Origin of the sequence: Streptomyces antarcticus (genome assembly GCF_026627255.1) — a bacterium.
GTDB classification, from domain to species: domain Bacteria; phylum Actinomycetota; class Actinomycetes; order Streptomycetales; family Streptomycetaceae; genus Streptomyces; species Streptomyces antarcticus.
The window spans coordinates 203,482-228,988 of record NZ_JAPNLM010000013.1 but is presented as its reverse complement, the minus strand read 5'-3'; the positions used below and the strand labels follow the sequence as shown (position 1 = coordinate 228,988).

Below are 25,507 nucleotides of genomic sequence, written 5' to 3'. Positions count from 1 at the left end.
TTTTTCAAAGGAACCTCATCCACCGAAATGGACGGGGTATCAACTTTTGGCGTTGATTTTTGGCACGCTGTTGAGTTCTCAAGGAACGGACGCTTCCTTTGTACTCACCCTCTCGGGCTTTCCTCCGGGCTTTCGTTCTGTTCTTGCGTTTCCGACTCTATCAGACTCTTTCGGGCCCGATTCCCGGTCGAAGCGGGATTCGCTTTCCAGGTATTCGCTTTCGCGTTTCCCTTTCCGGCGATTCCGACTCTATCAGAAGGTTTCCACCGGATTTCCCGGCTTCAGATTCCTGGATGAGGAGTCGAATGCGGCCCCACGTGGAATTCAATTCCATGGGGGCGAGAGAGACTTTAAACCATCGCTGCCGAACTTGTCCAGTTCGAGGCAACCGTTCGAATCTACCTCCCCGCTCGCTCCGTGTCAACGGTGTTTGCGGGACGACGAGGAGACTAGCAGCTCAGCGGGCCCGTACGCACATCACGCGGCGGTGGGGAGCGTCGCCGTTTGGTCGGCGGCTTCGACGTCGCCCACCTCGCCCGCGCGGGAGGCTCTGCCGCCCAGGACGTACACGTAGACCAGGAAGGCCGCCTCGGCGGCGATGCCGATCAGGATGCGGGCCCAGGTCGGGAGGCCGGAGGGGGTGACGAAGCCTTCGATCAGGCCCGAGACGAACAGGACCGCCGCGAGGCCCAGGGCCATGCCGAGGGCCGCTCGGCCCTGTTCGGCCAGGGCGGTGCGGCGCGTGCGGGGGCCCGGGTCGATGACCGTCCAGCCCAGGCGCAGGCCCGTGCCCGCGGCGACGAAGACCGCCGTCAGTTCGAGCAGGCCGTGCGGGAGGATCAGGCCGAGGAAGACGTCGAGGCGGCCGGCGGCCGACATCAGGCCGATGCCGACGCCGACGTTGACCATGTTCAGGAAGAGGATCCAGAGCACCGGCAGTCCCAGGAAGGCGCCGAGGACCAGGCACATCGCGGCCGCCTTGGCGTTGTTCGTCCATACCTGGGCGGCGAAGGAGGCCGCGGGGTGACTGGAGTAGTACGTCTCGTACTCGCCGCCCGGCCGGGTGAGGGCCTTCAGGTCCTCCGGGGCGCCGATCGCCCCCTGGACCTCGGGGTGCGTCGCGATCCACCAGCCGATGAGCACGCCGACCGCGGTGGAGAGCAGTGCGGTCGGTATCCACCAGCGGCGGCTGCGGTACACGGCCGCCGGGAAGCCGGCCGTGAAGAAGCGGGCGGCGTCGCGCCAGCTCGCCCGGCGGGTGCCCGTGACCGTCGCACGGGCGCGGGCGACGAGCTGGGTCAGCCGGCCGATGAGCATCGGGTCGGGGGCGCTGGACTGGATCAGGGAGAGGTGGGTCGACGTGCGCTGGTAGAGCGCGACGAGCTCGTCGGCCTCGTCGCCGGTGAGCTTGCGGCCGCGTCCCAGGAGCTGCTCCAGGCGGTCCCATTCCGCGCGGTGTGCCGTCACGAAGACGTCGAGATCCATCCGGTTGCCGCTCCCCTGCCCCAGGTCCCCAGTTTCTGCCTACTCCTAATGTGTTCAGCTTGGCAGACTGGATGCCAAAGGGGCGGGTCAGGTCACGTGAAGGGGTGTTGTGGTGAGCGATCTGGTGACGGGGGACGCGGTAGTCCTGGGGCTCCGGCCCGCGAGGGTGCCGAGCCGGGGGCTGGCCTACGTTCTCGACCTGGTCGTCTACCTGCTGGCCTATCTGATCGTCATGATCGGGCTGGTGTACTCGATGTCGGAGCTGGACGACGCCGCGCAGGCGGCGGTGACGGTGGCCAGCGGGCTGCTGCTGGTGGTCGGTGTGCCGATCGCGGTGGAGACGCTGACCCACGGGCGGTCCCTCGGCAAGCTGGCCTGCGGGCTGCGGGTGGTCCGGGACGACGGCGGTCCGATCCGTTTCCGGCACGCGCTGGTGCGCGGGTCCATGGGGGTCGTGGAGCTGCTGATGACGTTCGGGTCCGTGGCGTGCATCGCCTCGCTCGTGTCGGAGCGGGGGCGGCGGCTCGGTGACGTGTTCGCGGGGACGCTGGTGGTGCGGGAACGGGTGCCCGGGGCGCGGGTCATGCCGGTTCCGCCGCCGCCCCCGTGGCTGGCCGGGCGGTTCGCCGGGCTGGACCTGTCGGCGGTGCCGGACGGGCTGTGGCTGGCGATACGCCAGTACCTGACGCGGATGGCCCAGCTGGATCCGCGGGTGGGCGCGGCGATGGCCGCGCGGCTCGCGGACGACTTGGTGGCGCGGACCGGTACGCCGCCGCCGGCCGGGGTGCCGGCGGCGGCGTACCTGATGGCCGTCGTGCACGAGCGACAGTCGCGGGACGCGGCGCGGGCCTTCGCGGGCGCGGCGCCGGGCGGGGTTCCGGGCGGCGTTCCGGGCGGCGTTCCGGGCGGGGTGCCGGGCTGGGCTTCCGCGCCCGCTTCGGTGCCGGTGCCGGTGCCGGGATCAGTGCCGGTGCCGGTGCCGGTTTCGGCTCCGGCCGTCGCTCCCGGGTACACCGCCCCTGCCGGGCCTCCGGTGCCGGAGGCACCTCGCGGCGGTGGTGGGTTCGCGCCGCCCGCCTAGGCCTGGGCCGGGTCCGGGAACGTCGAGGGCGGGGTCTCCAGGTGCTCCAGCTCGATGCCCGGTGCGGAGAGGACCACGTCCCCGGCGATGTGGATCGTGTGCACCTCGCCGGTGTCCAGAGCGCTGACCTCGTACGCGTCCACCAGGAGCGGGCCGCTGTCCGTGGGGTGCTCCTCGCGCCGCAGCAGGGCCCAGGCCTGGTCGACCGTACGGGGGGCCAGCACCGGGTCGGTGAGGGCGACGAGGCGGACGCGGGTGGCCGGGGCTCCCGGGGCCGGGCGGAGCAGGCGGGCCGTCGCGATGAGGAAGGCCGGTGAGGTGCCGGTGAAGCCCGGGGCGCGGACGTTGCCCTCGGTGGCCTCGGTGCCGGCCGGGTCGGTGCGGACCCAGGTGACGCCGTCGATGGCGGCCCCCCGTACCTGCCAGCTGGAGGCGTTGGCCTCCAGGCGGATGGGGCGGCCCAGCTCGTCGACGGCCAGGTCCACGGAGCCCCGGTGGTCGCCGTTCGGGGCGGTGAGCTGGGAGACGTAGCGCCAGCCGGAGGGGCCGGGCGCGCAGTGGAAGTGTTCCTCGCCGAGGGGGGTGTGGTCGTGCGGGTCGTGGAGCGAGTAGCGGCCGCGGGGCATGGCGTACTCCCTGGATCGTTCGCGTCGTGCGTGCGCACGGGGCAGGCCCCCGGCAGGTGTGCCGGGGGCCTGACTCGGAAAGGGCCGGGTGCTGCGGATCCGCGGGGATCAGTAGCGGTAGTGGTCCGGCTTGTACGGGCCGTCGACGTCGACGCCGATGTACGCGGCCTGCTCCGGGCGCAGGGTGGTGAGGCGGACGCCGAGGGCGTCGAGGTGGAGGCGGGCGACCTTCTCGTCGAGGTGCTTGGGCAGCACGTAGACACCGGTCGGGTACTCGGCGGGCTTCGTGAAGATCTCGATCTGGGCCAGGGTCTGGTCCGCGAAGGAGTTCGACATGACGAACGACGGGTGGCCGGTCGCGTTGCCGAGGTTGAGCAGGCGGCCCTCGGAGAGCACGATGAGGACCTTGCCGTCGGGGAACTTCCAGGTGTGGACCTGGGGCTTGACCTCGTCCTTGACGATGCCGTCGATCTTGGCGAGGCCGGCCATGTCGATCTCGTTGTCGAAGTGGCCGATGTTGCCCACGATGGCCTGGTGCTTCATCTTGGCCATGTCGGAGGCCATGATGATGTCCTTGTTGCCGGTGGTCGTGATGAAGATGTCGGCCGTCGCCACGACGTCGTCCAGCGTCGCGACCTGGTAGCCGTCCATGGCCGCCTGGAGGGCGCAGATCGGGTCGATCTCGGTGACGATGACGCGGGCGCCCTGGCCGCGCAGCGACTCCGCACAGCCCTTGCCGACGTCGCCGTAGCCGAAGACGACGGCGGTCTTGCCGCCGATGAGGACGTCGGTGGCGCGGTTGATGCCGTCGATCAGGGAGTGGCGGCAGCCGTACTTGTTGTCGAACTTCGACTTCGTCACGGCGTCGTTCACGTTGATCGCCGGGAAGAGCAGGGTGCCCTCGGCCATCATCTCGTACAGGCGGTGCACGCCGGTGGTGGTCTCCTCGGTCACGCCGCGGATCTCGGACGCGAGCTGCGTCCACTTCTGCGGGTTCTCACCGAGGGTGCGGTTGAGGAGCGTGAGGATGTACGCATACTCCTCGGAGTCCGCCGTGGACGGGTCCGGGGCCGCGCCGGCCTTCTCGAACTCGACGCCCTTGTGGACGAGGAGGGTGGCGTCGCCACCGTCGTCGAGGATCATGTTCGGGCCGCCGGTGGGGGTGTTCGGCCAGGTCAGCGCCTGCTCCGTGCACCACCAGTACTCTTCCAGCGTCTCGCCCTTCCAGGCGAAGACGGGGATGCCCTGCGGGTTCTCCGGGGTGCCGTTCGGGCCGACCGCGATGGCGGCGGCCGCGTGGTCCTGGGTGGAGAAGATGTTGCAGGAGGCCCAGCGGACGTCGGCGCCGAGGGCCGCGAGGGTCTCGATGAGCACGGCCGTCTGCACGGTCATGTGCAGGGAGCCGGTGATCCGGGCACCGGCCAGGGGCTGGGCGTCCGCGTACTCGGCGCGGATCGACATCAGGCCCGGCATCTCGTGCTCGGCCAGGGTGATCTCCTTGCGGCCGAAGGCGGCAAGGGAGAGGTCTGCGACCTTGAAGTCCATGGGTGCTGCTCCTCATGGTTCGAGAGGGTGGGTACGGCTCTGGGCCGTGCGCCGGACGGCTGGGGTACCCCGGACGAGTCTGGGGGATGGAACACCGAGCACAGTCCGTCGGGGGCCCTCTCTCCCCTCGGCCGGTCGCGAAGACCGCCCGCCGCCATCAGCAGCGACGCCTGACACTGATGACGAATCTACACCGATCCGCGGGGCGTGCCCCAGTCACCCGAGGGAAGAGGCATGTTCCGAGGTCGGGCCCTCCGGCGGGAGGTTTCGGGGCCTTTCGGACTTTCAATCCACCTCTGACGTGCGGGAGGATGCCGGTGGATCGGTACTTCCGCACGATCCCCGCAGGACACACGGCGTGAAGGAGATTTCTGTGACCAGTCCGGCCGGCCCTCCCGCAGGCGGGGGCGCAAGCGGGCAGAAGCGCCTGAAGCTGCTCGCCGTCACCGCGTGTCCCACGGGCATCGCGCACACCTACATGGCCGCGGAGAAGCTCCAGCAGGCCGCCGACGAGCTCGGCATCGACATGAAGGTGGAGACGCAGGGCTCCATCGGCGCCGAGAACGTGCTCACTGACAACGATGTCAAGGCGGCCGACGGCATCATCATCGCCGCCGACAAGGAGGTCGACCGGGAGCGATTCGCCGGCAAGCGGGTGCTGTCCACCGGGGTCGCCGACGGCATCCACAAGCCGAAGGAGCTCATCGAGCGGGTCCGGAGCGCGCCCGTACAGGCTGGGACCGCCCCGGCGGGCGGGGCCGGGGGCGGAGGCGGCCGGGAGCGCAGCGCCGCGTACAAGGCCCTGATGAACGGCGTCTCCCACATGATCCCGTTCGTGGTCGTGGGCGGGCTGCTGCTGGCCGTCTCGATCGCGCTCGGCGGGCACTCCTCCTCGAAGGGCATCACCTTCGACGAGGGGTCCTTCTGGTTCTACGTCAACGCGCTCGGCACCCTCGGCTTCACGCTGATGCTGCCGATCTTCTCCGGCTACATCGCCCACGCCCTCGGCGACCGGCCGGCGCTGGTGCCCGGCATGATCGGCGGCTTCCTCGCCGCCGACGCCACGACCATCTACAAGGCCGACGCGAACGCCGGATTCCTCGGGGCCATCGCCACCGGCTTCCTGGCGGGCTACCTGGTCATCTGGATCAAGAAGGTGAAGGTCCCGAAGTTCGTCCAGCCGATCATGCCGATCATCGTGATCCCGATCGTGTCGACACTGGCGCTGGGGTTGTTCTACATCTACGTGATCGGGCAGCCGATCTCCTGGGTGTTCACGCACCTGACCAGCTGGCTGAACGGCATGACCGGCTCCAGCGCGATCCTGCTGGGCGCCATCATCGGACTGATGATCGCCTTCGACATGGGCGGGCCGGTCAACAAGACGGCCTTCCTCGTCGCGGTCGGCCTGATCGGCACCAACAACACCGTCATGGGCATGGCCGCCGCCGCGATCCCCGTCATGCCGCTGGGCCAGGGCCTGGCCACGCAGCTGCGGCGCAAGCTGTACAGCGACCAGGAACGCGAGACCGGCATCGCCGCGCTCTTCATGGGCTGCTTCGGGATCTCCGAGGGCGCGATCCCCTTCGCCGCCGCGCGGCCGGCGCAGGTCATCCCCGCGAACATGCTGGGCGGCGCGGTGGCCGGTGCCATCGCGGGCATCGCCGGGGTCACGAACTCGGTGCCGCACGGCGGCCCGATCGTCTCCGTGTTCGGCGCCGTCGGCGGGGTCGGCATGTTCTTCGTCGCGATCGCGGCGGGCACCGTCGTCACCGCGCTGACCACCAACGCCCTGATCGCGCTCAAGCAGCGCCGGGCCGGCGCGGCGCCGACCGGTCCGAAGGCTCTCGCGCCCGAGCCGGTGCTGGTCGGTGCGGGTACGGGTACGGGTGCGGGTGTTGCCGCCGGTGCGGCTGCCGGTGGCGCCGTACGGGAGACCGCCGCGCCCCCGGTGGCTCCCGGCGAGCCCGAGGTGCTGTCCGGTTACCTGACCGGGCGGACCGTGAAGACGGAGCTGGCTTCGGACTCCAAGGAGGCGGCGATCCGCGAGATGGCGCAGATGCTGGCCACCACCGGGAACGTCCGGGACGTGGACGAGCTCGTACGGGTCGCGCTGGCCCGGGAGGCGCAGGGTACGACCGGTCTCGGCGAGTCCATCGCGATCCCGCACGCCAAGACGGACGCGGTGACCCGGCCCACCGTGGGCTTCGCCCGGTCCGGCGGGGGCATCGAGTGGGGCTCGCTGGACGGCACGAAGGCCCGGCTGGTCTTCATGATCTCGGTGCCCGAGGCCGCGGCGGGCGACGAGCACCTGCGCATCCTGGCGCTGCTGTCGCGCAAGCTCATGGACACCGGCTTCCGGGAGCGGCTGCACACTGCTCCGGACGTCCCGGCGGTCCTGGAGGTGCTGCGCGAGATCCGGTAGGAGCGCGCACGAGGAGAACCGTGCAGGAGACGTGAAGGCGCCCGCGGCCAACCGGCCGCGGGCGCCTTCACGTCTCCTTGGGCGTCCGCCCGGACCCTCAGTGGGCGTCGTCGCCGGGGGCCTTCGCCGGGTCGGGCGCGGAGGCCGCGGCGGCCGCGTCGTAGATGTCCGGCTCCAGGTAGATCACCCGGGCGATCGGGACCGCCTCGCGGATGCGGGTCTCGGCGTCGTTGATCGCGCGGGCCACCTCGGCCGCGGTGTCGTCGCTCCTGACCGCGATCTTCGCCGCGACCAGCAGCTCCTCGGGGCCGAGGTGCAGGGTGCGCATGTGGATCAGGCTGGTCACGGTGTGCCCGTCGACGACGGCGGCCTTGATCTTCTCGACGTCGTCGGTGCCCGCGGCCTCACCGAGCAGCAGGGACTTGGTCTCCGCCGCCAGGATGATCGCGATGACGATCAGCAGGACGCCGATGCACAGGGTGCCGATGCCGTCCCAGACGCCGTTGCCGGTCAGCAGGGCGAGGCCGACGCCGCCGAGGGCCAGGAACAGGCCGACGAGCGCGCCGAGGTCCTCCAGGAGCACGACGGGGAGCTCCGGGGCCTTGGCGCGCTTGACGAACTGGCGCCAGGTCAGGTTCCCGCGGACCAGGTTCGACTCCTTGATCGCGGTGCGGAAGGAGAAGGACTCCGCGATGATCGCGAAGACGAGGACGCCGACGGGCCAGTACCAGTTGGTGATCTCGTGCGGGTCGTGGATCTTCTCGTAGCCCTCGTAGATGGCGAACATGCCACCGACGGTGAAGAGCACGATGGAGACGAGGAAGGCGTAGATGTACCGCTCGCGCCCGTACCCGAAGGGGTGCTCGGGCGTCGCCTCGCGCTTGGCCTTCTTGCCGCCGAGGAGCAGCAGCCCCTGGTTGCCCGAGTCCGCGAGCGAGTGGACGCTTTCCGCGAGCATCGACGAGGATCCGCTGAAGAGGTACGCCACGAATTTGGCTACAGCGATGGCGAGGTTGGCGGCGAGTGCCGCCACGATCGCCTTGGTACCGCCCGACGCGCTCATGGGTTCAGGATGTCCTTCCTAGGCACTGTCTACCGGCCGCACATTGTTGCAGCTACCCCGGCGACAGCGCGTCAGACGAGCACCGTCGCACGGAATACGGTGCCGCTTCCCGACAGTTCGGCCTTTTCGCCCGCCGGTACGAAGACCGACTCGCCGGGAGCCAGCTCGAGTTCGCCGACCCGGGGGGCGCCCGCGGTGCAGAGCAGGATCTGCGCGGTGTCCGCCGGGAGCGTCCGGGAGGCTCCGCCGGGTGCGAGCAGGAAGCGGGAGAGCCGGAACTCGTCGATGGGGGTCTCGTAGACCTCTTCGGCGTCGCCCTCGGGCCGCAGCACGGCCGGGTCGCCCGACTCGAACCGTACGACCCTCAGGAGCTCCGGCACGTCCACGTGTTTGGGGGTGAGTCCGGCGCGCAGCACGTTGTCGGAGTTGGCGAGGAGTTCGACGCCCAGGCCGTCGATGTAGGCGTGCGGGACGCCGGCGCCGAGGAACAGCGCCTCGCCGGGCTGGAGCCGGAAGTGGTTCAGGAGCAGGGCGGCGATGACCCCGGGGTCGCCGGGGAAGTGGTGGACCAGGGCGGCGTAGGGCGCGTACGGGCCGCCGAGGCGTTCGGCGGCGGCCGCGGTCTCGGTGACGGTGCGGGCCATCTGCTCGCGGTCGGCGGTCAGTACGGCGGTCAGCACCTCGCGCAGCGCGGCGTCCTCGGGGTGGGCGCGCAGCAGGTCGGCGTACGGCTTGAGGGAGTCGACGCCGAGGCCGTCGAGGAGGTCGGCGGCCTCTTCGGGCCGGCGGAAGCCGCAGAACCCGTCGAACGGGGACAGCGCGCAGATCATCTCGGGCTTGTGGTTGGGGTCCTTGTAGTTGCGGTGCGCCGCGTCGGTCGGGACGCCGCGCCGCTCCTCGTCCTCGTACCCCTCGCGGGCCTGGGCCAGGTCGGGGTGGACCTGGAGGGAGAGGGGGGCTCCGGCTGCGAGGACCTTGAAGAGGAAGGGCAGCCGGGGGCCGAACCTGGCGACGGTCGCGGCGCCGAGTTCGCCTTCGGGGTCGGCGGCGATCAGGTCGGAGAGGCTGGTCTCGCCCGTGCCCCGGTCGAGTCGGGAGGGGGCGCCGGGGTGGGCGCCCATCCACATCTCGGCCTGGGGCTCACCGGTGGGTGCGACCCCGAGGAGCGTGGGGATGGCGGTGGTGGATCCCCAGGCGTAGGGGCGGATCGTGTTCGTCAGGCGGTCCATCGTGGTCTTCCTGGATAGAGCCGGATACGCAGGTGTACCTCAGGCGTGTCCCCCGGAAGCCAACGCCAGGTAGGCGGTGGCGAAATCCGTGACGGCGAGGAGTTCGGCGAGCTGTTCCAGCTCGACGCCCTCCTCCGGTTCGAGCTCGCTGATGGCCGTGTCGTGGCTGAGGGCGAGCTCGCGTGCGGCCGGGGCGGCGGTGAGGCCGCCTGCCGGCCGGTCACGCAGCAGGACGATGCGGGCGCGGAGGGCCTGGGGCTCTTCGACCCGGTCACGGAAGAAGTCTTCGGGATCGGCGCCGGCCGCGAAGGCGCCGGAGAGCAGGACGCCGTGGGCGGGCAGCGCCTCGGGGAGCGCGGCGGCCAGTGCGGGGCGGCCGGCGAGCTCGGCGAGGGTGGCGGCGAAGCGGCGTCCGGCGGGCCCGGCTCCGGCGCCCTCGCTCCAGATGAGCGGGAGCGAGTCGGCCAGTTCGGAGGCGAGCGTCTTGGCCGGGTTGGAGTACGTGGCGATGGCGGGCCCGCAGCGTTCGGCGGTGCGGTCGAGCCGGTCCGCGACGAGTTGCAGTGTCGCGGGGGCCGCGGTGATCAGGCCGACCTTGTCGAGCAGCACCAGCAGCGGCGTCAGCAGGGCCCACAGGGCGCCGGGTCCGGCCGCGGCGGACTCGTCGTACTCCTGGTACGGGGCCTTGGCCATCGGTACGAGGAGCCCGTGCGCGCCGTCCACCGCCTCGCTCAGCGGGGAGCGTTCGGGGGCGACGGCGACGACGGTGCAGCCGCGCCGGTAGGCCTGCTCGGAGAGGAGGGCGAGGCCGGGCTCGGTGCCGTCGGTGGTGGCGATGAGCAGCAGGTCGACGGGGCCGGCCCAGCCGGGCAGGGCCCAGCGCAGGGCTCCGGCCGCGTGGGCGACGCCGGTGGGGTCCAGCCGGACGACGGGCGCGGAGGCGCCGGCGAGGGCTCCGAGCAGGTCGGCGACCCCGGTCGCCGCGGTGCCGGACCCGGCGATCAGGACGGCGCGGGGCCGGCCGTCGGGGCGCAGGTCGTCGAGGCCGGCCTCGACGGCGTGACGGGCGGCGGTGCGGACCCTGGCCCCGGCCTCGGCGGCGCCGCGGAGCAGGCCCCTGCGGTCGGCGCGGACCAGCGCGTCCGGTGCGTCGAGGAGCGACTCGTCGAGCATGGCGGCCTCCGGCTGTTGGGTGACGGAACCAGTCTGCGCGTCTCGCGGTGCGGGGCGGCTCAGGCGGGGCGGCGGGCCTCGTCGACGAGGAGTACCGGGATGCCGTCGCGGACGGGGTAGGCGAGTCCGCAGTCCTGGCCGGTGCAGACCAGCTCGGGGGCCGTCTCCTCGGCCGACTCGTCCCGGAGGGGCGCGTGGCAGGCGGGGCAGGCGAGGATCTCCAGGAGACCGGCTTCGAGCGGCATGGGGCGCTTTCCCTTCGGACATGCGGTTGGGGCGTGGTCAGCGTACCGCCGAGCCACCCCGGGTGCGGTGCGGCGGTGTCCGGTCGCGGTCCCGCCGCGTGCGGTGGCGCTGCCGCCCCGCCCCGGAGCGTCCCCGCCGCCCCGGGGCGGGGCGGTGGGGGCGGCCGCGGGTGTGGGCGTCAGGCGCGGATGAGGGCCAGGACCTCGTCGCGGACCGTGGCGAGGGTCGCCTCGTCGCGGGCCTCGACGTTCAGGCGCAGCAGCGGCTCCGTGTTGGAGGCGCGTACGTTGAACCACCAGTCGGCGCCGGTCGCGGTCAGGCCGTCGAGCTCGTCCAGGGTGACGTCCTCGCGGGCGCCGTAGGTCTCCTTGACGGCGGCGAGGCGGGCCTTCTGGTCGTCGACGGTGGAGTTGATCTCGCCGGAGCCCGCGTAGCGGTCGTAGGAGGAGACCAGGTCGGAGAGGGTGCCCTGCTGGCCGCCGAGGGCCGCCAGGACGTGGAGCGCGGCGAGCATGCCGGTGTCCGCGTTCCAGAAGTCCTTGAAGTAGTAGTGCGCCGAGTGCTCGCCGCCGAAGATGGCGCCGGCCTTGGCCATCTCCTCCTTGATGAAGGAGTGGCCGACGCGGGTGCGGACGGGGGTGCCGCCGTGCTCGCGGACGACCTCGGGGACGGACCAGGAGGTGATCAGGTTGTGGATCACGGTGCCGCTGCCGCCGTTGCGGGCCAGCTCGCGGGCGGCGACCAGGGCGGTGATCGCGGACGGGGAGACGCCCACGCCGCGCTCGTCGATGATGAAGCAGCGGTCGGCGTCGCCGTCGAAGGCGATGCCCAGGTCGGCGCCCTCGGCGAGGACGCGGGCCTGGAGGTCGACGACGTTCTTCGGGTCGAGTGGGTTGGCCTCGTGGTTCGGGAAGCTGCCGTCGAGCTCGAAGTACATGGGGACGACGTCGAGCGGGAGGCCCGCGAACACGGTGGGGACGGTGTGGCCGCCCATGCCGTTGCCCGCGTCCACGACGACCTTGAGCGGGCGGATCGTGGAGAGGTCGACCAGGCCCAACAGATGCGCCGCGTAGCCGGGAAGGCTGTCCAGCTCGGTGACCGTGCCGGGGACGGTGCCTTCGGCTATCGCGGGGACGCCGTCGTCGGTCCACTTCTCGGCCAGTTCGCGGATCTGCGAGAGGCCGGTGTCCTGACCCACGGGGGCCGCGCCGGCGCGGCAGAGCTTGATCCCGTTGTACTGGGCCGGGTTGTGGGACGCCGTGAACATGGCGCCGGGGAGGCCGAGGGATCCGGAGGCGTAGTACAGCTGGTCGGTGGAGCAGAGCCCGATGAGGGTGACGTCCACGCCGCGAGCGGCGGCGCCGCGGGCGAAGGCGGCGGACAGGCCCGGGGAGGAGGGGCGCATGTCGTGGCCGATCACGATCGCCGTGGCATCGACGACCTCGACGAATGCCGCGCCGAACAGCTCTGCCAGCGTCTCGTCCCACTGGTCCGGTACGACACCGCGCACGTCGTACGCCTTGACGATGTTCGAAAGATCTGCGGCCACTGCCTGCCCTCCTGAAGGTCCTGTGCGGTGGATCAACCTACCTGCACGGGTCGTACCCCCCGGATCGCGGGAGGGTCAGGATTCGGGCGATCTCAGGACGCGCAGGTGGCCGCGGCGGGTCTCGCCGGCGGTCGGGCCGCCGCGCCCGGGGCCCTTCGCCTCGGCGGGTCGCTCCGGCGGGCGGGCGGCCTCGCGTACGGCGTTGGCGAGGGCTTCGAGGTCGTCGCCGCTGGGGCGGGACGGCGCGGAGCCGTCGGACAGCCGGACGACGTCCCAGCCGCGCGGGGCGGTGAGACGCTCGGAGTGCTCGGCGCACAGGTCGTAGCAGTGGGGTTCGGCGTAGGTGGCGAGCGGGCCGAGAACTGCGGTCGAATCGGCGTAGACGTACGTCAGTGTCGCGACGGCAGGGCGGCCGCACGCGGTGCGCGAACAGCGACGTACAAGGCTCACGACGTTGGACCGTACCGCACTCTTGACCGGGCCGCGACGACTCTCCCGGCGCTCACCCCCCGTGTCGTGGTCGGCGGCTACCCTGCGGGGGTGACGGACAGCCCGCTTCCCCCCCACCCGGTCGATCTTCCCGCCGAGCCGCGCCAGCGTCGGCGTGACCGCCACGGGCGCGGGATGCGCGGGCCCGTGGCGCCCCCTCAGGTGCCGCTGTCGGCGAGCCGGTCGGAGGTGTTCGGGGACCTCGTGCGGGACTCCGTCGAGCGGCTGGAGCGGCGCTTCCCGCAGCTGGCCGAGGTGGAGTTCCTCGTCGGGGACGTGCCCGGTCCGCCGGGTGGCGCGGACACCGGCTGGAACGACGAGGCGGTGCCGCTGGGCGCGGTGCAGGAGCCCCGCGAGGGGCGGCCGGCCCGGATCGTGGTGTTCCGGCGGCCGGTGGAGATCCGTACGAAGACGCGCGACGAGAAGGCGCTGCTGGTGCACGAGATCGTGGTGGAGCAGGTGGCGGAGCTGCTGGGGCTCTCGCCGGAGACCGTGGACCCGCGGTACGGCCAGGACTGACGGCCGGGCCGGCGGCCGGAACTGACGGCCCGGCCGGCGGTACGGCCGGGAGCGGTGTCCCGGCCGTACCGGCCGCCGTCAGCGGGTGAGGACCGACAGGTCCTGGGCGGCCCTGGGGACCGAGACCGTGGAGCGGTCGTCCGACAGCGTCTGCACCGTGAACATCGCGATGCCCTCGTGCGGGAGCGACAGGGTGCGGGCCGCGTGGACCGGATCGCCCGAAAGGGTCTCCACCGTCAGGGCGTACGAGCCCTTCCCGCCCGCCGGGGCCACCGTCACGTTCTGGGTGGTGCCCGCCTTGACGACGACCTCCTTGGAGGCGGCCTCCCCGCCCCCGGTGCCCGGCGAGGCCGTCACCCTGACCTTGGCGTCCTCGGTGCCCGGCGCGGTCAGCGCGAGCACGGTCGTGTTCTCCTCGGGCCGGTTGTCGGCGACGGTCGCCCGCGGGCCCACCGGCCCCGTCGCCGGGACGAAGCCCAGCTCCTGCTTGGCGCCACTGCCGCGGACCACCCGTACCGCGGCGACCACCGGCGAGGTCTTCTTCACGTCCGCCGGGGTCAGCAGCAGGGAGCCCGCCTCGCCCCGGGTGAGGTCCGCGAGGTCCACGCTCGCCGTCATGCCCGCCTTGACGTGCAGCTGTTCGTTGCCCGCCGGGCTGATGGAGCCGCCCTGGCCGGCCAGCCGGAGTTTGAGGTCCGCGTCCTGGTCGCCGGGCACGAACGCGACCAGCCGTACGGAGGTGGCGTCCGCCGGGATGCCGGGCAGGACGAGGGATCCGGCCGGGTCGGTGGCGGCGGGCAGCCAGTCGGCGCCCACCCCCTCCTCGGCGACCTGCACGGAGGCGCCGACCCGGCCGGCCCGGGTGGTCACGTGTGCGGTGGCGTCCGCGAGCTGGGTCGCGGGCTCCAGGGAGGACAGCAGGACGGCCTTGCTGGACCGGGGGTCGATCCGGATGTTCTCGCCGGTTCCCGCCTCGGACTTGAGCGGCCCGTCGGGGCCGAAGAGCTTGATGTCGACGACGGCCGCGGCGTCGTCCGGGTTGGTGAGGTGGACGTAGTCCTCGCGGCCCTTGGCGGTGCTCACGGCGGGGAACCAGAAGTCGGTGCCGGGCGCGGTGCAGCCGGCGCCGAGCACGCCGCGGGCGCGGCCGACCGAGACCTTTGTGGTCTGCTGCGCGGTCCAGCCGGGGGCCAGGGACCCGTCGGCGGTGCCCGTCAGGGCGGGGGCGTCGGCGCCCGCGGCGGTGGCCCCGAAGGGCTTGCCGGGCTCTTTGGGCTCCAGTACCGGCTTGGCGTCCTTGGTCGCGCCGAGCAGCCGGGCCGAGCCCTGGCCGGGCGTGCCGGCCTTCTCCCCGGTCGCGGCCGGGGTGAACGCCGTGTACGTCGTGTCCGCGATGTCCGAGGAGCTGGGCGCCGGGCAGACCAGCAGGGACCGCTCCACGGGCATCCGGGACGCGGCCGCCGTGCTGCCGGCGCTCTCCGCCTCGGGCGCGGTCAGGGCGGCGAGCCCGGTGAGGGCGGCCAGCGCCGCGGCGGCGGCCGCCAGCGTCAGGGGTGCGCGCTGCTTCACTGCTGGGGGCTCCCGTCCGGACGCGGGTCGTGCTGTCCGTAGGTGTCGTACGGCTCGTACGGGTAGGGGTGGTCCGGCCGGACCGGGTCCTGGGCCGGCGGGTGCTGCGGGTAGGGGGCGGCCTCGTAGCCCTGGTGGCCCTGCTGGTTCTGCTGGTTCTGCTGGTTCTGCTGGTCGTACGGGTCCTGCTCCTCGTACGGGCCCTGCCCGGGGTACTGCTCGTAGCCCGGCGCCGGGGTGTAGGGCTGCTGGGGCTGCTGGGGCTGCTGGGGCCGGGGGTCGTACGCGTAGCCGCTCTGGTCCTCGCCGTAGCCCTGGTAGGCGTACGTCTCCTCCCCGTACGCCGGCTGCGCGGGGATCTGCGCGTACGGGTCGGCAGCCCCGGCGTCCTCCGCGCGGGCCGGCGCCGCCCCGGCCTCCGCCTCGGCGCGCAGGCGGCGGGCGCGGCGGCCCTCGCCGGCCCCGCCCGGACCGGGCTGGGACGGCAGCTCGACCTCCTCTTCCGGCAGGTCGTCGTCGAGCCGGGCCCGGCGGCCGGGCAGCGCCATCACCAGCAGGACCAGCGCGAGGAGGCCCTGCGTCCAGTGCCAGGCGGTGCGGACCAGGGACGTCTCGTGGACGAGGTCGAGGCGGCCGGCGGCGGCGGGCAGTTCGAAGCCCTGCGCCCAGCCGTCCAGGGTCTTGGGCTTCAGGGGCTTGCCGTCGAGGGTGGCCCGCCAGCCGGAGTCGGCGCGGTCGGCGATGCGCAGGGTCCGGCCCGCCTCGCCGGCCGGGATCTCGCCGTGGGCCTCGACCGGGCCGGAGGCGACCGGGACGGGTGCCTCGCCGGGCTTGCCGGAGAGGATGACGGTGCGGGGCAGCCAGGGCTCGACGCCCCAGAGGGCGGTGCCGTCCTGCTGGTGGCGGCGGCTCAGGCCGGGGGTGGCGTCGAGGACGCGGCGGATCTCCTCGGGGCCGCCCGGCCGGAACATGACGAACCGGATGGCGAAGGCGCTGAGCTGGCTGGACTGGTCGGCGCCGGAGCCCGCGACGAGGTTGGAGACGACCTTGTCGAGGCGGGCGTCTCCGCCGGTCGCGGCGGTGGTCTCGGCGTCGCCGAGGCGGCCGCCGGAGCCGCGGACCAGGCTGTAGGAGACGCCGGCGGGGCCGTCCAGGTCGAGGATGAGGGTGCGGGTCTGGTTGTCGTCCCCGCCGGCGTCGGCGACGAAGGCCGGTACCTGTACGGGGTCCCGGCGCTGGAGCGGGCCGGCGGCTCCGTCGAGCACCCAGCCGGCCGCGCCGAGCAGCGGTCCGGCGGCGGCGGCGAGCGCGACCAGTACGGCCAGCGGCTGGCGCCAGCCGAAGCTGCGGGCGGCGACGCGGTGCTTGGCGCCGTCCGCGCCGAGCACGGCGGCCGCGAGGAGGGCGAGCCCGTAGACGAGGGTGGCGGGGCCGGCCCAGGCGGTGCGGGCGAGGAGGACGGCGAACAGCAGCCCGGTGAGGGCGGCGGCCCAGGCGGCGGCGACGGCGGACCGCCGGTCGGCGCGCAGCAGGGCGGCCAGGGCTGCGAGGACGACGCCGGCAAGGAGCAGGGAGGCGCCGGTGCCGGAGCCGCCGGGGTTGATGCCGAGCAGGCCGAGGGGTGAGGCGGAGCCGGCTCCGTACGGCAGTCCGGCCTCGCGGAGCAGGCGGCCGGCGTGCGTCAGGAGGCCGAGGGACCAGGGGGCCAGCACGAGGACCGGGACGGCGAGGGTGGCGAGGAGCCGGGGGCCGTACGTCTTCCAGCGGTCGCGGCGGGCGGCGAGCGCGGCGGCGCCGAGTACGGCGGCGAGCGGCCAGACGACGGGGGTGAAGGCGGTGGCGAGGGTGAGCAGGAGGGTGTGGGTCCATACGGGCCGCCGGCCGGCCGCGTCGGCGTCGGCGCCCCCGAGGCCGTAGGCGGCGACGGCGGAGCGGGCGATGAGGGGCAGCAGCACGGCGAGGACGGCGGTGCCGAGCCGGCCGGTGGCGAGGGCTCCGGTCACGGCGGGCAGGAAGGCGTAGGCGACGGCGGCCCAGGCGCGCAGCAGGCGGGACTCGACGAGCGGCCGGGAGGCGAAGTACGCGGCGAGTCCGGCGAGCGGCACGGAGCCGACGAGCAGGAGGGTCAGGGCCGCCTGGGTGGAGCCGAACAGCAGGGTGGAGACGGCTCCGAGGACAGCGAGGTAGGGGGGCGCGTCGGCGGTGGAGCCGGTGGAGACGTTGTGCCAGCCGTCGGTGTAGGCGCGCCAGAGGTCGAGGCCGCTGTCGGGGGCGGGCAGCAGGGCGCCGCCCATGAGGGAGCCGCCCCCGATCAGGGAGCGGCAGGCGGCGAGGGAGACGAGCAGGAGGAGGCCGAACAGGACGGGCGCGGGGTTGCGGGCGATCCGCTTGAGGCGCGCGAACCGTTCGGTCTCCTGGTAGTCGCCGTCCTCGCCGGGCGCGGTCAGGATGCTGGCGCCGCCGTGCCGGCCGGCGGGGGCGGTGTCGGTGGCGCGTCCTTCGCCGAAGTACCCGGCGAGGGCCTCGGCGTTGGCGCGCAGGGAGGCGCCGGGCGGCGGGAAGAGCGGGCGCAGCTCCGCGGCGGGGACGGCGGGGCGGCGGCGGGCCTTGCGGGCGGCGAGGACGCGGCCGGGGCGGAGCAGGGTGGCGAGCAGGCCGGTGACCTCGTCGACGGCCTGGCCGGGCGCCTTGCCGACGAGGTAGGCGAGGGTGCGCAGGACGGTCCCGACGAGGACGCGCAGCAGTACGTACGGGAGGGCGCGGCCGGAGCTGTTGGCGAGCATCGCGTAGACGGCGCCGGCCTTGTCGACGCGGTGCGGGCCGGCGGTGGTGCGGCCGGCGCAGTCGACGGTGCGGCGTTCGCGGGCGGAGGCCTCGGCGTGCCGCAGGACGGCGTCGGGGGCGACGAGGACGGTGTGGCCGGCGCTGTGGGCGCGCCAGCACAGGTCGATGTCGTCGCGCATGAGCGGCAGTCGGCGGTCGAAGCCGCCGAGGGCGTCGTAGACGTCGCGGCGCACGAGCATGCCGGCGGTGGAGACGGACAGGACGGGGCGGATCTGGTCGTGCTGGCCCTGGTCCTGTTCGCGGCGGTCCAGGCCGGTCCAGCGGCGGCCGCTGCGGGCGATGGTGACGCCGGCTTCGAGGAGCTGCTTCCTGTCGTACCAGCCGCGCAGCTTGGGGCCGATGACGGCGGCTTCGGGGTTCTCGTCGGCGACGCGGAGCAGTTCGGTGAGGGCGTCCGGTTCGGGGGCGCTGTCGTCGTGGAGCAGCCAGAGCCACTGGACCGGTTCGCCGTGGGGCAGTTCGGGGAGGTCGTACGCGTCGTCGCGCCAGGTGCGGCTGACGGGGTCCCAGCCGCTGGGGCGCTTGAGGTACGGGAGGTCCTCGGGGGTCAGCGTGCCCGCGGTCCGGGCGGCTTCGTCGACGGCGGTGCCGAATCCGGTGCGCCGGGCGAGGTGCAGGACGCGGTCGTCGCCGAAGGCCTCGGTGAGCAGCCGGGCGGACTCGTCGGCGCTGCCGGTGTCGGCGGCGACGTGGTTCTGGGCGGGGCGTTCCTGGCCGAGGAGGCCGGAGAGCGTCCGGGGCAGCCAGCGGGCGCCGTCATGGGCGACGAGGACCGCGGTGACGACGTGCCGGGGGAACTCTGGGGTGGCGGAGGCCTGGTGGGAGGCCGTCGACTGGCTGTGCAGGGACATCGCGGTACGGGCCCTCCGGCCGGGGGTCCGGGGGTGGTGGACCCTCGGAGGCTGCTGGACAGCGCCCCACACTAACGGCTGGGAACAAGGCAGTCCGCCTCCTGCGGGGAAGGTGCGGGAGGCGGACCGTTTGCTCTGCTCGATCGGTGCGGTGCGCCGTCGGCCGTGCCGCGGGACGTGCCGGGCGGTGTGCCGTCGGATATGCCGTGGGATATGTCGTGCGATGTGCCGTAGGTGCCCGCTCGGGGGCGCCGGGCCCTCCTCAGACCGCTGCCTTTTTCAGCCGGCGGCGCTCCCGCTCGGAGAGACCGCCCCAGATGCCGAATCGCTCGTCGTTGGCGAGGGCGTACTCAAGGCATTCGGACCGGACCTCGCAGGCGAGGCAGACCTTCTTGGCCTCGCGGGTGGAGCCGCCCTTCTCGGGAAAGAAGGACTCGGGGTCGGTCTGGGCGCACAGAGCGCGCTCCTGCCATCCGAGCTCCTCGTCCGCCTCCTCGACCAGCAGTTCCTGAAACAGCTCGGTCATGTGCGCCCCTCGCTCTGTCTGTGCGTCCCCGTGGTGATGCCGTCACTGATCGCTACGTAACGACACGAGTGAAATTACAAGTGCGTGGCTCCGGAGCAGTCAAGCTGGGATCTGCTATTGGGCCTCTTATTCACTCTGCGGAACCAAGCGTACGCAGTAAGTGTTCAAATCGCCAAAAATCGTGACACATGCCTCGCGCACCACTAGACGCCCATTACCCGGAATCGACGTGCCACTCGCAGGCGTGGTTGCGATCTGGTCACGGAAGCGGCGCAGATCACATTCAGGTCACGAGATGGCGGGTACTGGTTTGAGTCGCGACACAGCGCCACATCCCCTGGCCCGGACTGCACAAACCTTTCTCCGGGCCCGTTAACCGGATGAGGTGAAACTTTTGCCTCGAAACGGTCATTGAGTTGACAGTCCGGCCTTCGACCGGGTCTCCTTGTTCGCATGTCAGCGCCTGCAGTCGCCACCCGGACCCCCATTCGTGGGTTCCTGTGCGCTGCCCAGGTTCGCTGTTGCTGTTGCAGCTGTTGATGCCCTCGGAGCTCCGGCTCCGCTGAGCTCCGGCCCGCCCCCACAGCAACCGCCAGCACGACTGACATCCGTCGAGGTATCCCCACGATGAACAGCGCCACCCCCACCGTGATCGCCCCCGCCGCGGCCCCCGCTGCCACTGCCGCTGCCTCCGTCGCCCCGGCGTCGGCCGTCACCTTCCCGGCCTCCCCTGCCCCCGCCTCCCCGGCGCCCGTCACGGGCGGCGAGAGCGACCTCCAGATCGCCGGCGACATCCTCGCCGTCCAGCACCTCCTCCAGCCCGCCCGCGAGCACCCGGCCACCGTCGCCGAGTTCGTGGGCCTCGCCCGTTCCATCGCCGGGGACCGCGCCTCCTGGGAGCACCTGGTCCGGTACGACGCCACCACCCGCTGGTACCACCGGCTGCGCACCGGCCCCGGTTACGAGGTCTGGCTGCTCAGCTGGGTCCCCGGCCAGGGCAGCGGCTCCCACGGCCACGGCAGCTCCTCCGGCGTGATGACCGTCCTCGACGGCGAGCTCACCGAGCACAGCGCCCGCGGACGGCTCTCCCTCGGCGCCGGCTCCCAGCGGGTCTTCGCCCCCGGCTACGCCCACGAGGTCGTCAACGACACCCTCGACGGCGCCGTCAGCCTGCACGTGTACTTCCCCGGCCTGACCGAGATGCCGATACACAGCTGCTCCCCGGCCAGGCCGGAGGCCCTTCCCGTCTGACGCGGCGGGCCTGACAGACTTCGGTGCATGCGCATTGTTGTTCTGGCCGGCGGTATAGGCGGCGCCCGTTTCCTGCGCGGACTCAAGTCCGCGGTCCCCGACGCGGACATCACGGTCATCGGCAACACCGGTGACGACATTCACCTGTTCGGGCTCAAGGTGTGCCCCGATCTGGACACGGTGATGTACACCCTCGGCGGTGGCATCAACGAGGACCAGGGCTGGGGCCGCGCGGAGGAGTCCTTCACCGTCAAGGAGGAGCTCGCCGCCTACGGGGTCGGACCCACCTGGTTCGGGCTCGGCGACCGCGACTTCGCCACCCACATCGTCCGTACGCAGATGCTCGGCGCGGGCTTCCCGCTGAGCGCGGTCACCGAGGCCCTCTGCGACCGCTGGCAGCCCGGCGTCCGGCTGCTGCCCATGTCCGACGACCGCGTCGAGACCCACGTCGCCATCACCGAGGCCGGCACCGGCGAGCGCCGGGTCATCCACTTCCAGGAGTACTGGGTCCGGCTGCGCGCCTCGGTCGACGCGGAGGCGGTCGTCCCCGTGGGCGCCGAGCAGGCCAAGCCCGCGCCCGGCGTGCTGGAGGCCATCGCGGCCGCCGACGTGATCGTCTTCCCGCCGTCCAACCCGGTGGTGTCCGTCGGGACGATCCTGTCCGTGCCCGGGATCCGGGAAGCGGTGGCCGCCGCCCCCGCGCCGGTCGTGGGCCTCTCCCCCATCGTCGGGGGCGCGCCCGTGCGCGGCATGGCCGACAAGGTGCTGGCCGCGGTGGGCGTCGAGTCCACGGCCGCCGCCGTCGCCCTGCACTACGGGACCGGGCTGCTCGACGCCTGGCTGGTGGACACCGCCGACGCGGAATCCGTCGCCGAGGTCGAGGCCGCCGGGATCACCTGCCGCGCGGTGCCGCTGATGATGACCGACCTGGAGGCCACCGCCGAGATGGCCCGGGCCGCGCTGGAGCTGGCCGAGGCCGCGCGGTGACGGCGGCGCTCGCTCCGTGCGGGGACGGCCGCTCGTACGAGGTCCGGGCGGTCGACGGGATTCCCGAGGTCAGGCCCGGTGACGACCTGGCGAAGCTGATCGCGGTGGCCGCGCCCGACCTGCGCGACGGCGACGTCCTGCTGGTCACCTCGAAGATCGTCTCCAAGGCGGAGGGCCGCATCGTCGAGGCCTCCTCGCGCGAGGAGGCGATCGACGCCGAGACGGTACGGGTGGTCGCGCGCCGGGGCCCGCTGCGGATCGTCGAGAACCGGCAGGGCCTCGTCATGGCCGCGGCCGGCGTGGACGCCTCCAACACCGCCCCCGGCACCGTGCTGCTGCTGCCCGCCGACCCCGACGCCTCGGCCGCCGCGATCCGGCAGGGGCTGCGCGACATCCTCGGCGCGGACGTGGGCGTCGTCGTCACGGACACCTTCGGGCGGCCGTGGCGCACCGGGCTCACCGATGTCGCCATCGGCTCGGCCGGGGTGCGGGTCCTGGACGACCTGCGGGGCGGCACGGACGCCCACGGCAATCCGCTGAGCGCGACGGTCGTGGCCACGGCGGACGAACTGGCCGCCGCCGGGGACCTGGTCAAGGGCAAGGCGGCCGGGCTGCCGGTGGCCGTCGTCCGCGGGCTGGCCCACCTCCTGGGCGAGGGCTCCTCGGCGCGGGACCTGGTCCGCTCGCCGGCCGACGACATGTTCCGCCTCGGCACCTCGGAGGCCGTACGGAAGGCCGTGACGCAGCGCCGTACGGTACGGGCCTTCACCGCCGAGCCGGTGGACCCCGGAGCGGTGCGGCGGGCGGTGGCGGCGGCCGTGACGGCTCCGGCTCCGCACCACACGACGCCGTGGCGGTTCGTCCTGCTGGAGTCGGCCGCGGCCCGGCTGGAACTGCTGGACGCGATGCGGGACGCGTGGACCGCCGACCTGCGGGCGGACGGGAAGTCCGAGGAGTCCATCGCGCGGCGGCTCAGGCGCGGGGACGTACTGCGGGCCGCCCCGTACCTGGTGGTGCCCTGTCTGGTGACGGACGGCGCTCACGACTACGGGCACGCGCGGCGTGACGCGGCCGAGCGGGAGATGTTCGTGGTCGCGATGGGCGCGGGCGTGCAGAACCTCCTCGTCGCGCTGGCAGGGGAGCGGCTGGGCTCGGCGTGGGTGTCCTCGACGATGTTCTGCCGGGACGTGGTGCGCGGCGTGCTGGGGCTGCCGGACGACTGGGACCCGATGGGCGCCGTGGCGGTGGGCCACCCGGCCGCGGCCGCGCCGGAGCGGCCGGTACGGGTGGCGGCGGACTTCATCGAGGTCCGCTGAACCGTCCGCCGGGCCGCCCGCAGGGCTGAGCCGGGCGGGTCCGGGCGGGTCCGGGCGGTCCGGGCGGTCCGGGCGGTCCGGGCGGTCCGGGCGGTCCGGGCGGTCCGGGCGTCAGAGCTTGCCGATGTCGCTCTTCGGCATGCGCGGCGTGCGGCGGGGCGGGGTGCGGCCCGCGAGGAGAACGAGCCGGGCGGCCCGGTGGCGCTGTCCCGCGTACGGGGCGAGGAGCTCCAGCATGGCGGCGTCGTCGGCGTCGCGGTCCCCCGCGAGGGCGTAGCCGATGATGCCGGGCAGGTGGAGGTCGCCGGTGGTGACGGCGTCCGGGTCGCCGTTGCTGCGCTGGAGCGTCTCGGCGGAGGTCCAGGGGCCGATGCCGGGGACCGCCTCCAGCCGGGCGGCGGCCGGCCCGGGCTCCATCGCGGCGGCCTCCTCCATCCGGTTCGCCACGCGGGCGGCCCGGACGATGGTGGCGGCGCGCTTGTCGTCGACTCCTGCCCGGTGCCAGTCCCAGGACGGGATCAGGGCCCAGGCCCGGGCGGTGGGCATGACGTGGAGGCCGAGGTCCCGAGGGCCCGGGGCGGGTTCGCCGTACTGGCGCACGAGCCGGCGCCACGCCCGGTAGGCCTCGTCGGCGGTGACCTTCTGCTCCAGGACGGTGGGGATCAGGGACTCCAGGACCAGGCCGGTGCGCGTCAGGCGCAGGCCCGGACGGCGGCGGTGGCTGGCGTGCACGAGCCGGTGGCGGGGGAAGAAGGCGGCGGGGTCGTCGCCGGCGCCGAGCAGGCCCGGCAGTCGGTCGAGGATCCAGTCGGCGCCCGGTCCCCAGGCCTCGGCGCCGATCTCCGTACCGCCGCCCGTGCCCGTACGGGAGACCCGGAGGGTGGCCGGGCCCTGCGGGGTACGGCTGGCGCGCCAGACGGAGCCGTCGGGGGCGGCGCGGAAGGTGGGGTCGCCGGGGCCGCGCCGCAGGGGGCCGAGGGTGATCCCGAGGTCCAGGGGTCCGTCGGGGGTCCAGCGGCGCCGCTGCCCGGCTCCGGCCCCGGCGACCGGGCCCGGTGCGGCCTGCGCCGCCCCGGGGGGCGCGGCGCTTACCGGTGCCTGCGCGGCCCCGGGGGGCGCGGGCTGCGCCGCGGGCACGGTGGTGCGGCCGCCGCGTACGGCGGTGCGGGTGAGGGGGTCGAAGCGGCCGGCCATGTCTTCGAGCGTAGCCGTGCGGGGCTGGTCCCCGCCCCGCCCTTGCTCCGTTCCCCGGGGGCGGTGCCCCGGACCCCCTCCGGGCCCGGGGCTCCGTCCCGTACCCCCGCGGTCTTTCGACGGCCTACGGGCGGCCCTGGAGCTGGGCCGAGGCGGTGCGGGTGGTGGGGAGCCTGCCGTACAGGAGCTTGCCGGGGCATTCCGTCGCGAAGCCGTCCCGGTGGCCCGAGATCACGTTCATCTTCACGTTGCTGCCCTTGGCGTACAGGTTGCCGCCGCCCGACTTCAGGGTCGTCTTCGCCCGGGGGTCCGCGCCGAAGAGGCCCAGCTTCCACGCCGTGAGGCGGGCCACCGAGTCGACGACCGCCGCCGGAGGGGCCGTACTGGTGTAGGAGCCGATGACCGCGACGCCCATGCTGTCCGTGTTGAACCCCATGGTGTGCGCGCCGAGGACCGCCTTGGAGACGCCGCCCGCGCGGCCCTCGTAGACCGTGCCGCACTTGTCGACGGCGAAGTTGTAGCCGATGTCCCGCCAGCCGCTGCTGACCACGTGGTAGCGGTACAGGCTGCGCAGCACCGCGGGCGCGTCCTTGCAGGCGTAGTTGTTGCCCGAGGCGCTGTGGTGGACGAAGGCGGCCTTGACCGTGTTCGTGTAACCGAAGCCGGGCTCGCGCAGCTTCTCGTCCGCGCCCCAGCCCGCACGGGTGACGATCCGCGGGCGCGGGCCGATGTACGGGGCGGCCGCGGCGGTCAGTTTGCCGTCGCTGGCGAAGACGGCGTCGGCGGTGGAGTCGGCCTTGTCGAGCGCGGAGATCTCGGTGGCGCCGAGCGCCGCGTGCGGCAGGTTGGCCGCGGAGGACTCGGCCATCTCCATCGTCATGCCGGGCAGGGCCACGTCGCCCTTTTCGTCGCCCCCGGGGCCGGAGTTCTTGCCGTCCGTCCCCCGGCCGGGCGTCTCCTCGCCCGGGTCGACGAGTTCGATCCGCAGGCCCGACGGGAGCCGGGCCGGTGCGCGGGTGGCCGGGGTGCCCGGTTCGGCCTGGACCCGGACCTCCACCCCGTCGGACGCGCCGACCCACAGCGGGGCGGTGGCGCCGCGGACCCGGCCGGAGCCGCGTTCCGCCGCGTCGGGGTCGGCGGCGTGCTCGTCGTTGTGGGTCTCCACGTCCTGCCAGCCGGACCAGGTGGCGGTCGCCTTGGAGCGGGTACGGACCTGGACCCGGCCGTGGAGCTGGGTGGTGGCGTCGTCCCAGACGACGCCGACCATCGAGAACGTCGTGACCTCGCGGGCCGCGAGGCCCTGCGTCTCGGGGAGGCGGGGCGAGGCGCTCATGCCGGGGACGCCGGGGCTGCGGTCCGCGGCGGGTCCCACGGGGACGAGCGGAAGCGACCGGGTGGACCCGGCGGGGGTCACGGGGGAGACCGCGTCCGGGGACTGGGCGGCCAGGGCCGGAGTAGGGAGCGCGAGGGGCAGGGCCAGTACGGCGGCCGTCGCGACGCCGATCGAGGAAGCAAGGAATCCACGCATGAAAAGGATGC

The 25,507-nt window shown here is 73.4% G+C and carries 21 protein-coding genes; 7 read left to right on the top strand and 14 right to left on the bottom strand.

The features are described from left to right. Positions 1–297: hypothetical protein (locus tag OTB16_RS21255; RefSeq protein WP_267721953.1), on the top strand; the 297-nt coding region annotated here is incomplete at its 5' end. A gap of 180 nt (positions 298–477) precedes the next feature. On the opposite strand, the gene OTB16_RS21250 is transcribed toward OTB16_RS21255, so the two are convergent. Then, on the bottom strand, positions 478–1,485 hold the full coding sequence (locus OTB16_RS21250; protein ID WP_267721952.1) for a stage II sporulation protein M: 1,008 nt from the start codon (positions 1,483–1,485) through the stop codon (positions 478–480). A 112-nt stretch (positions 1,486–1,597) separates the two neighbouring features. Between OTB16_RS21250 and OTB16_RS21245 the strand changes: the two genes are divergently transcribed. Continuing rightward, entirely contained in the window at positions 1,598–2,566 is a 969-nt protein-coding gene (locus OTB16_RS21245; protein ID WP_267721951.1) for an RDD family protein, read from the top strand. Here the strand turns inward: OTB16_RS21245 and OTB16_RS21240 are convergent. Together OTB16_RS21240 and ahcY are read right to left on the bottom strand one after the other, a co-directional pair. Next, entirely contained in the window at positions 2,563–3,192 is a 630-nt protein-coding gene (locus OTB16_RS21240; RefSeq protein ID WP_267721950.1) for a hypothetical protein, read from the bottom strand. The genes OTB16_RS21245 and OTB16_RS21240 overlap by 4 nt on opposite strands. Positions 3,193–3,300: 108 nt before the next feature. Beyond that, the gene (gene ahcY / locus OTB16_RS21235) at positions 3,301–4,737 is read right to left on the bottom strand and encodes an adenosylhomocysteinase (RefSeq protein WP_267721948.1); all 1,437 of its coding nucleotides are present in this window, start codon (positions 4,735–4,737) and stop codon (positions 3,301–3,303) included. 373 nt (positions 4,738–5,110) lie between these two features. On the opposite strand from ahcY, the gene OTB16_RS21230 reads away from it, so the two are divergent. Continuing rightward, positions 5,111–7,162, top strand: a complete 2,052-nt coding sequence (locus OTB16_RS21230; RefSeq protein WP_267721947.1) for a fructose-specific PTS transporter subunit EIIC — start codon at positions 5,111–5,113, stop codon at positions 7,160–7,162. Positions 7,163–7,259: 97 nt separating this feature from the next. Here the strand turns inward: OTB16_RS21230 and OTB16_RS21225 are convergent, their stop codons facing one another. The 6 genes from OTB16_RS21225 to OTB16_RS21200 form a co-directional block, all read right to left on the bottom strand. Beyond that, positions 7,260–8,225: a cation diffusion facilitator family transporter gene (locus tag OTB16_RS21225; protein ID WP_267721946.1), complete on the bottom strand. Its 966-nt coding sequence runs from the start codon at positions 8,223–8,225 to the stop codon at positions 7,260–7,262. A 71-nt stretch (positions 8,226–8,296) separates the two neighbouring features. Continuing rightward, complete coding sequence (manA, locus tag OTB16_RS21220) at positions 8,297–9,454, bottom strand: mannose-6-phosphate isomerase, class I (RefSeq protein WP_267721945.1); 1,158 nt, start codon at positions 9,452–9,454, stop codon at positions 8,297–8,299. Between the two features lie 39 nt (positions 9,455–9,493). Further along, positions 9,494–10,627: an SIS domain-containing protein gene (locus OTB16_RS21215; protein ID WP_267721944.1), complete on the bottom strand. Its 1,134-nt coding sequence runs from the start codon at positions 10,625–10,627 to the stop codon at positions 9,494–9,496. 59 nt (positions 10,628–10,686) lie between these two features. Further along, on the bottom strand, positions 10,687–10,872 hold the full coding sequence (locus OTB16_RS21210) for a Trm112 family protein (RefSeq protein WP_267721942.1): 186 nt from the start codon (positions 10,870–10,872) through the stop codon (positions 10,687–10,689). Between the two features lie 179 nt (positions 10,873–11,051). After that, on the bottom strand, positions 11,052–12,422 hold the full coding sequence (locus tag OTB16_RS21205) for a phosphomannomutase/phosphoglucomutase (RefSeq protein WP_267721940.1): 1,371 nt from the start codon (positions 12,420–12,422) through the stop codon (positions 11,052–11,054). A 75-nt stretch (positions 12,423–12,497) separates the two neighbouring features. Beyond that, positions 12,498–12,872: a DUF3499 domain-containing protein gene (locus OTB16_RS21200; RefSeq protein ID WP_267721939.1), complete on the bottom strand. Its 375-nt coding sequence runs from the start codon at positions 12,870–12,872 to the stop codon at positions 12,498–12,500. A 90-nt stretch (positions 12,873–12,962) separates the two neighbouring features. Between OTB16_RS21200 and OTB16_RS21195 the strand changes: the two genes are divergently transcribed. After that, positions 12,963–13,430: a metallopeptidase family protein gene (locus OTB16_RS21195; protein ID WP_267840192.1), complete on the top strand. Its 468-nt coding sequence runs from the start codon at positions 12,963–12,965 to the stop codon at positions 13,428–13,430. Between the two features lie 78 nt (positions 13,431–13,508). On the opposite strand, the gene OTB16_RS21190 is transcribed toward OTB16_RS21195, so the two are convergent. The 3 genes from OTB16_RS21190 to OTB16_RS21180 form a co-directional block, all read right to left on the bottom strand. Beyond that, a complete protein-coding gene (locus OTB16_RS21190) occupies positions 13,509–14,999 on the bottom strand; it encodes a DUF5719 family protein (protein ID WP_267721938.1) in 1,491 nt (496 codons plus the stop codon). Beyond that, a complete protein-coding gene (locus tag OTB16_RS21185) occupies positions 14,996–18,694 on the bottom strand; it encodes a glycosyltransferase (RefSeq protein ID WP_267721937.1) in 3,699 nt (1,232 codons plus the stop codon). Before OTB16_RS21185 ends, OTB16_RS21190 begins: the two co-directional genes overlap by 4 nt. A gap of 262 nt (positions 18,695–18,956) precedes the next feature. Next, complete coding sequence (locus OTB16_RS21180) at positions 18,957–19,220, bottom strand: WhiB family transcriptional regulator (RefSeq protein ID WP_003983763.1); 264 nt, start codon at positions 19,218–19,220, stop codon at positions 18,957–18,959. Between the two features lie 780 nt (positions 19,221–20,000). Between OTB16_RS21180 and OTB16_RS21175 the strand changes: the two genes are divergently transcribed. Genes OTB16_RS21175 through OTB16_RS21165 form a run of 3 tightly spaced genes read left to right on the top strand, consistent with a single transcriptional unit; the run spans position 20,001 to position 22,774 of the window. Next, positions 20,001–20,471 carry a cupin domain-containing protein gene (locus OTB16_RS21175; RefSeq protein WP_420717765.1) on the top strand — a complete coding sequence of 157 codons (471 nt, stop codon included), beginning with the start codon at positions 20,001–20,003 and terminating at the stop codon, positions 20,469–20,471. A gap of 27 nt (positions 20,472–20,498) precedes the next feature. Continuing rightward, the gene (cofD, locus tag OTB16_RS21170; protein ID WP_267721897.1) at positions 20,499–21,458 is read left to right on the top strand and encodes a 2-phospho-L-lactate transferase; all 960 of its coding nucleotides are present in this window, start codon (positions 20,499–20,501) and stop codon (positions 21,456–21,458) included. Further along, positions 21,455–22,774 carry a coenzyme F420-0:L-glutamate ligase gene (locus OTB16_RS21165; protein WP_267721896.1) on the top strand — a complete coding sequence of 440 codons (1,320 nt, stop codon included), beginning with the start codon at positions 21,455–21,457 and terminating at the stop codon, positions 22,772–22,774. Before cofD ends, OTB16_RS21165 begins: the two co-directional genes overlap by 4 nt. A 111-nt stretch (positions 22,775–22,885) precedes the next feature. Here the strand turns inward: OTB16_RS21165 and OTB16_RS21160 are convergent, their stop codons facing one another. Then, on the bottom strand, positions 22,886–23,968 hold the full coding sequence (locus tag OTB16_RS21160) for a DNA-3-methyladenine glycosylase family protein (protein WP_267721894.1): 1,083 nt from the start codon (positions 23,966–23,968) through the stop codon (positions 22,886–22,888). Between the two features lie 124 nt (positions 23,969–24,092). Further along, the gene (locus tag OTB16_RS21155; RefSeq protein WP_267721892.1) at positions 24,093–25,496 is read right to left on the bottom strand and encodes a peptidoglycan recognition protein family protein; all 1,404 of its coding nucleotides are present in this window, start codon (positions 25,494–25,496) and stop codon (positions 24,093–24,095) included. Between the last annotated feature and the right edge of the window lie 11 nt (positions 25,497–25,507).

Coding starts and splice junctions, on each gene's coding strand:
- OTB16_RS21250 (WP_267721952.1), bottom strand. CDS start 1,485: ATGGATCTCGACGTCTTCGTGACGGCACACCGCGCGGAATGGGACCGC.
- OTB16_RS21240 (WP_267721950.1), bottom strand. CDS start 3,192: ATGCCCCGCGGCCGCTACTCGCTCCACGACCCGCACGACCACACCCCC.
- ahcY (WP_267721948.1), bottom strand. CDS start 4,737: ATGGACTTCAAGGTCGCAGACCTCTCCCTTGCCGCCTTCGGCCGCAAG.
- OTB16_RS21225 (WP_267721946.1), bottom strand. CDS start 8,225: ATGAGCGCGTCGGGCGGTACCAAGGCGATCGTGGCGGCACTCGCCGCC.
- manA (WP_267721945.1), bottom strand. CDS start 9,454: ATGGACCGCCTGACGAACACGATCCGCCCCTACGCCTGGGGATCCACC.
- OTB16_RS21215 (WP_267721944.1), bottom strand. CDS start 10,627: ATGCTCGACGAGTCGCTCCTCGACGCACCGGACGCGCTGGTCCGCGCC.
- OTB16_RS21210 (WP_267721942.1), bottom strand. CDS start 10,872: ATGCCGCTCGAAGCCGGTCTCCTGGAGATCCTCGCCTGCCCCGCCTGC.
- OTB16_RS21185 (WP_267721937.1), bottom strand. CDS start 18,694: ATGTCCCTGCACAGCCAGTCGACGGCCTCCCACCAGGCCTCCGCCACC.
- OTB16_RS21180 (WP_003983763.1), bottom strand. CDS start 19,220: ATGACCGAGCTGTTTCAGGAACTGCTGGTCGAGGAGGCGGACGAGGAG.
- cofD (WP_267721897.1), top strand. CDS start 20,499: ATGCGCATTGTTGTTCTGGCCGGCGGTATAGGCGGCGCCCGTTTCCTG.
- OTB16_RS21160 (WP_267721894.1), bottom strand. CDS start 23,968: ATGGCCGGCCGCTTCGACCCCCTCACCCGCACCGCCGTACGCGGCGGC.
- OTB16_RS21155 (WP_267721892.1), bottom strand. CDS start 25,496: ATGCGTGGATTCCTTGCTTCCTCGATCGGCGTCGCGACGGCCGCCGTA.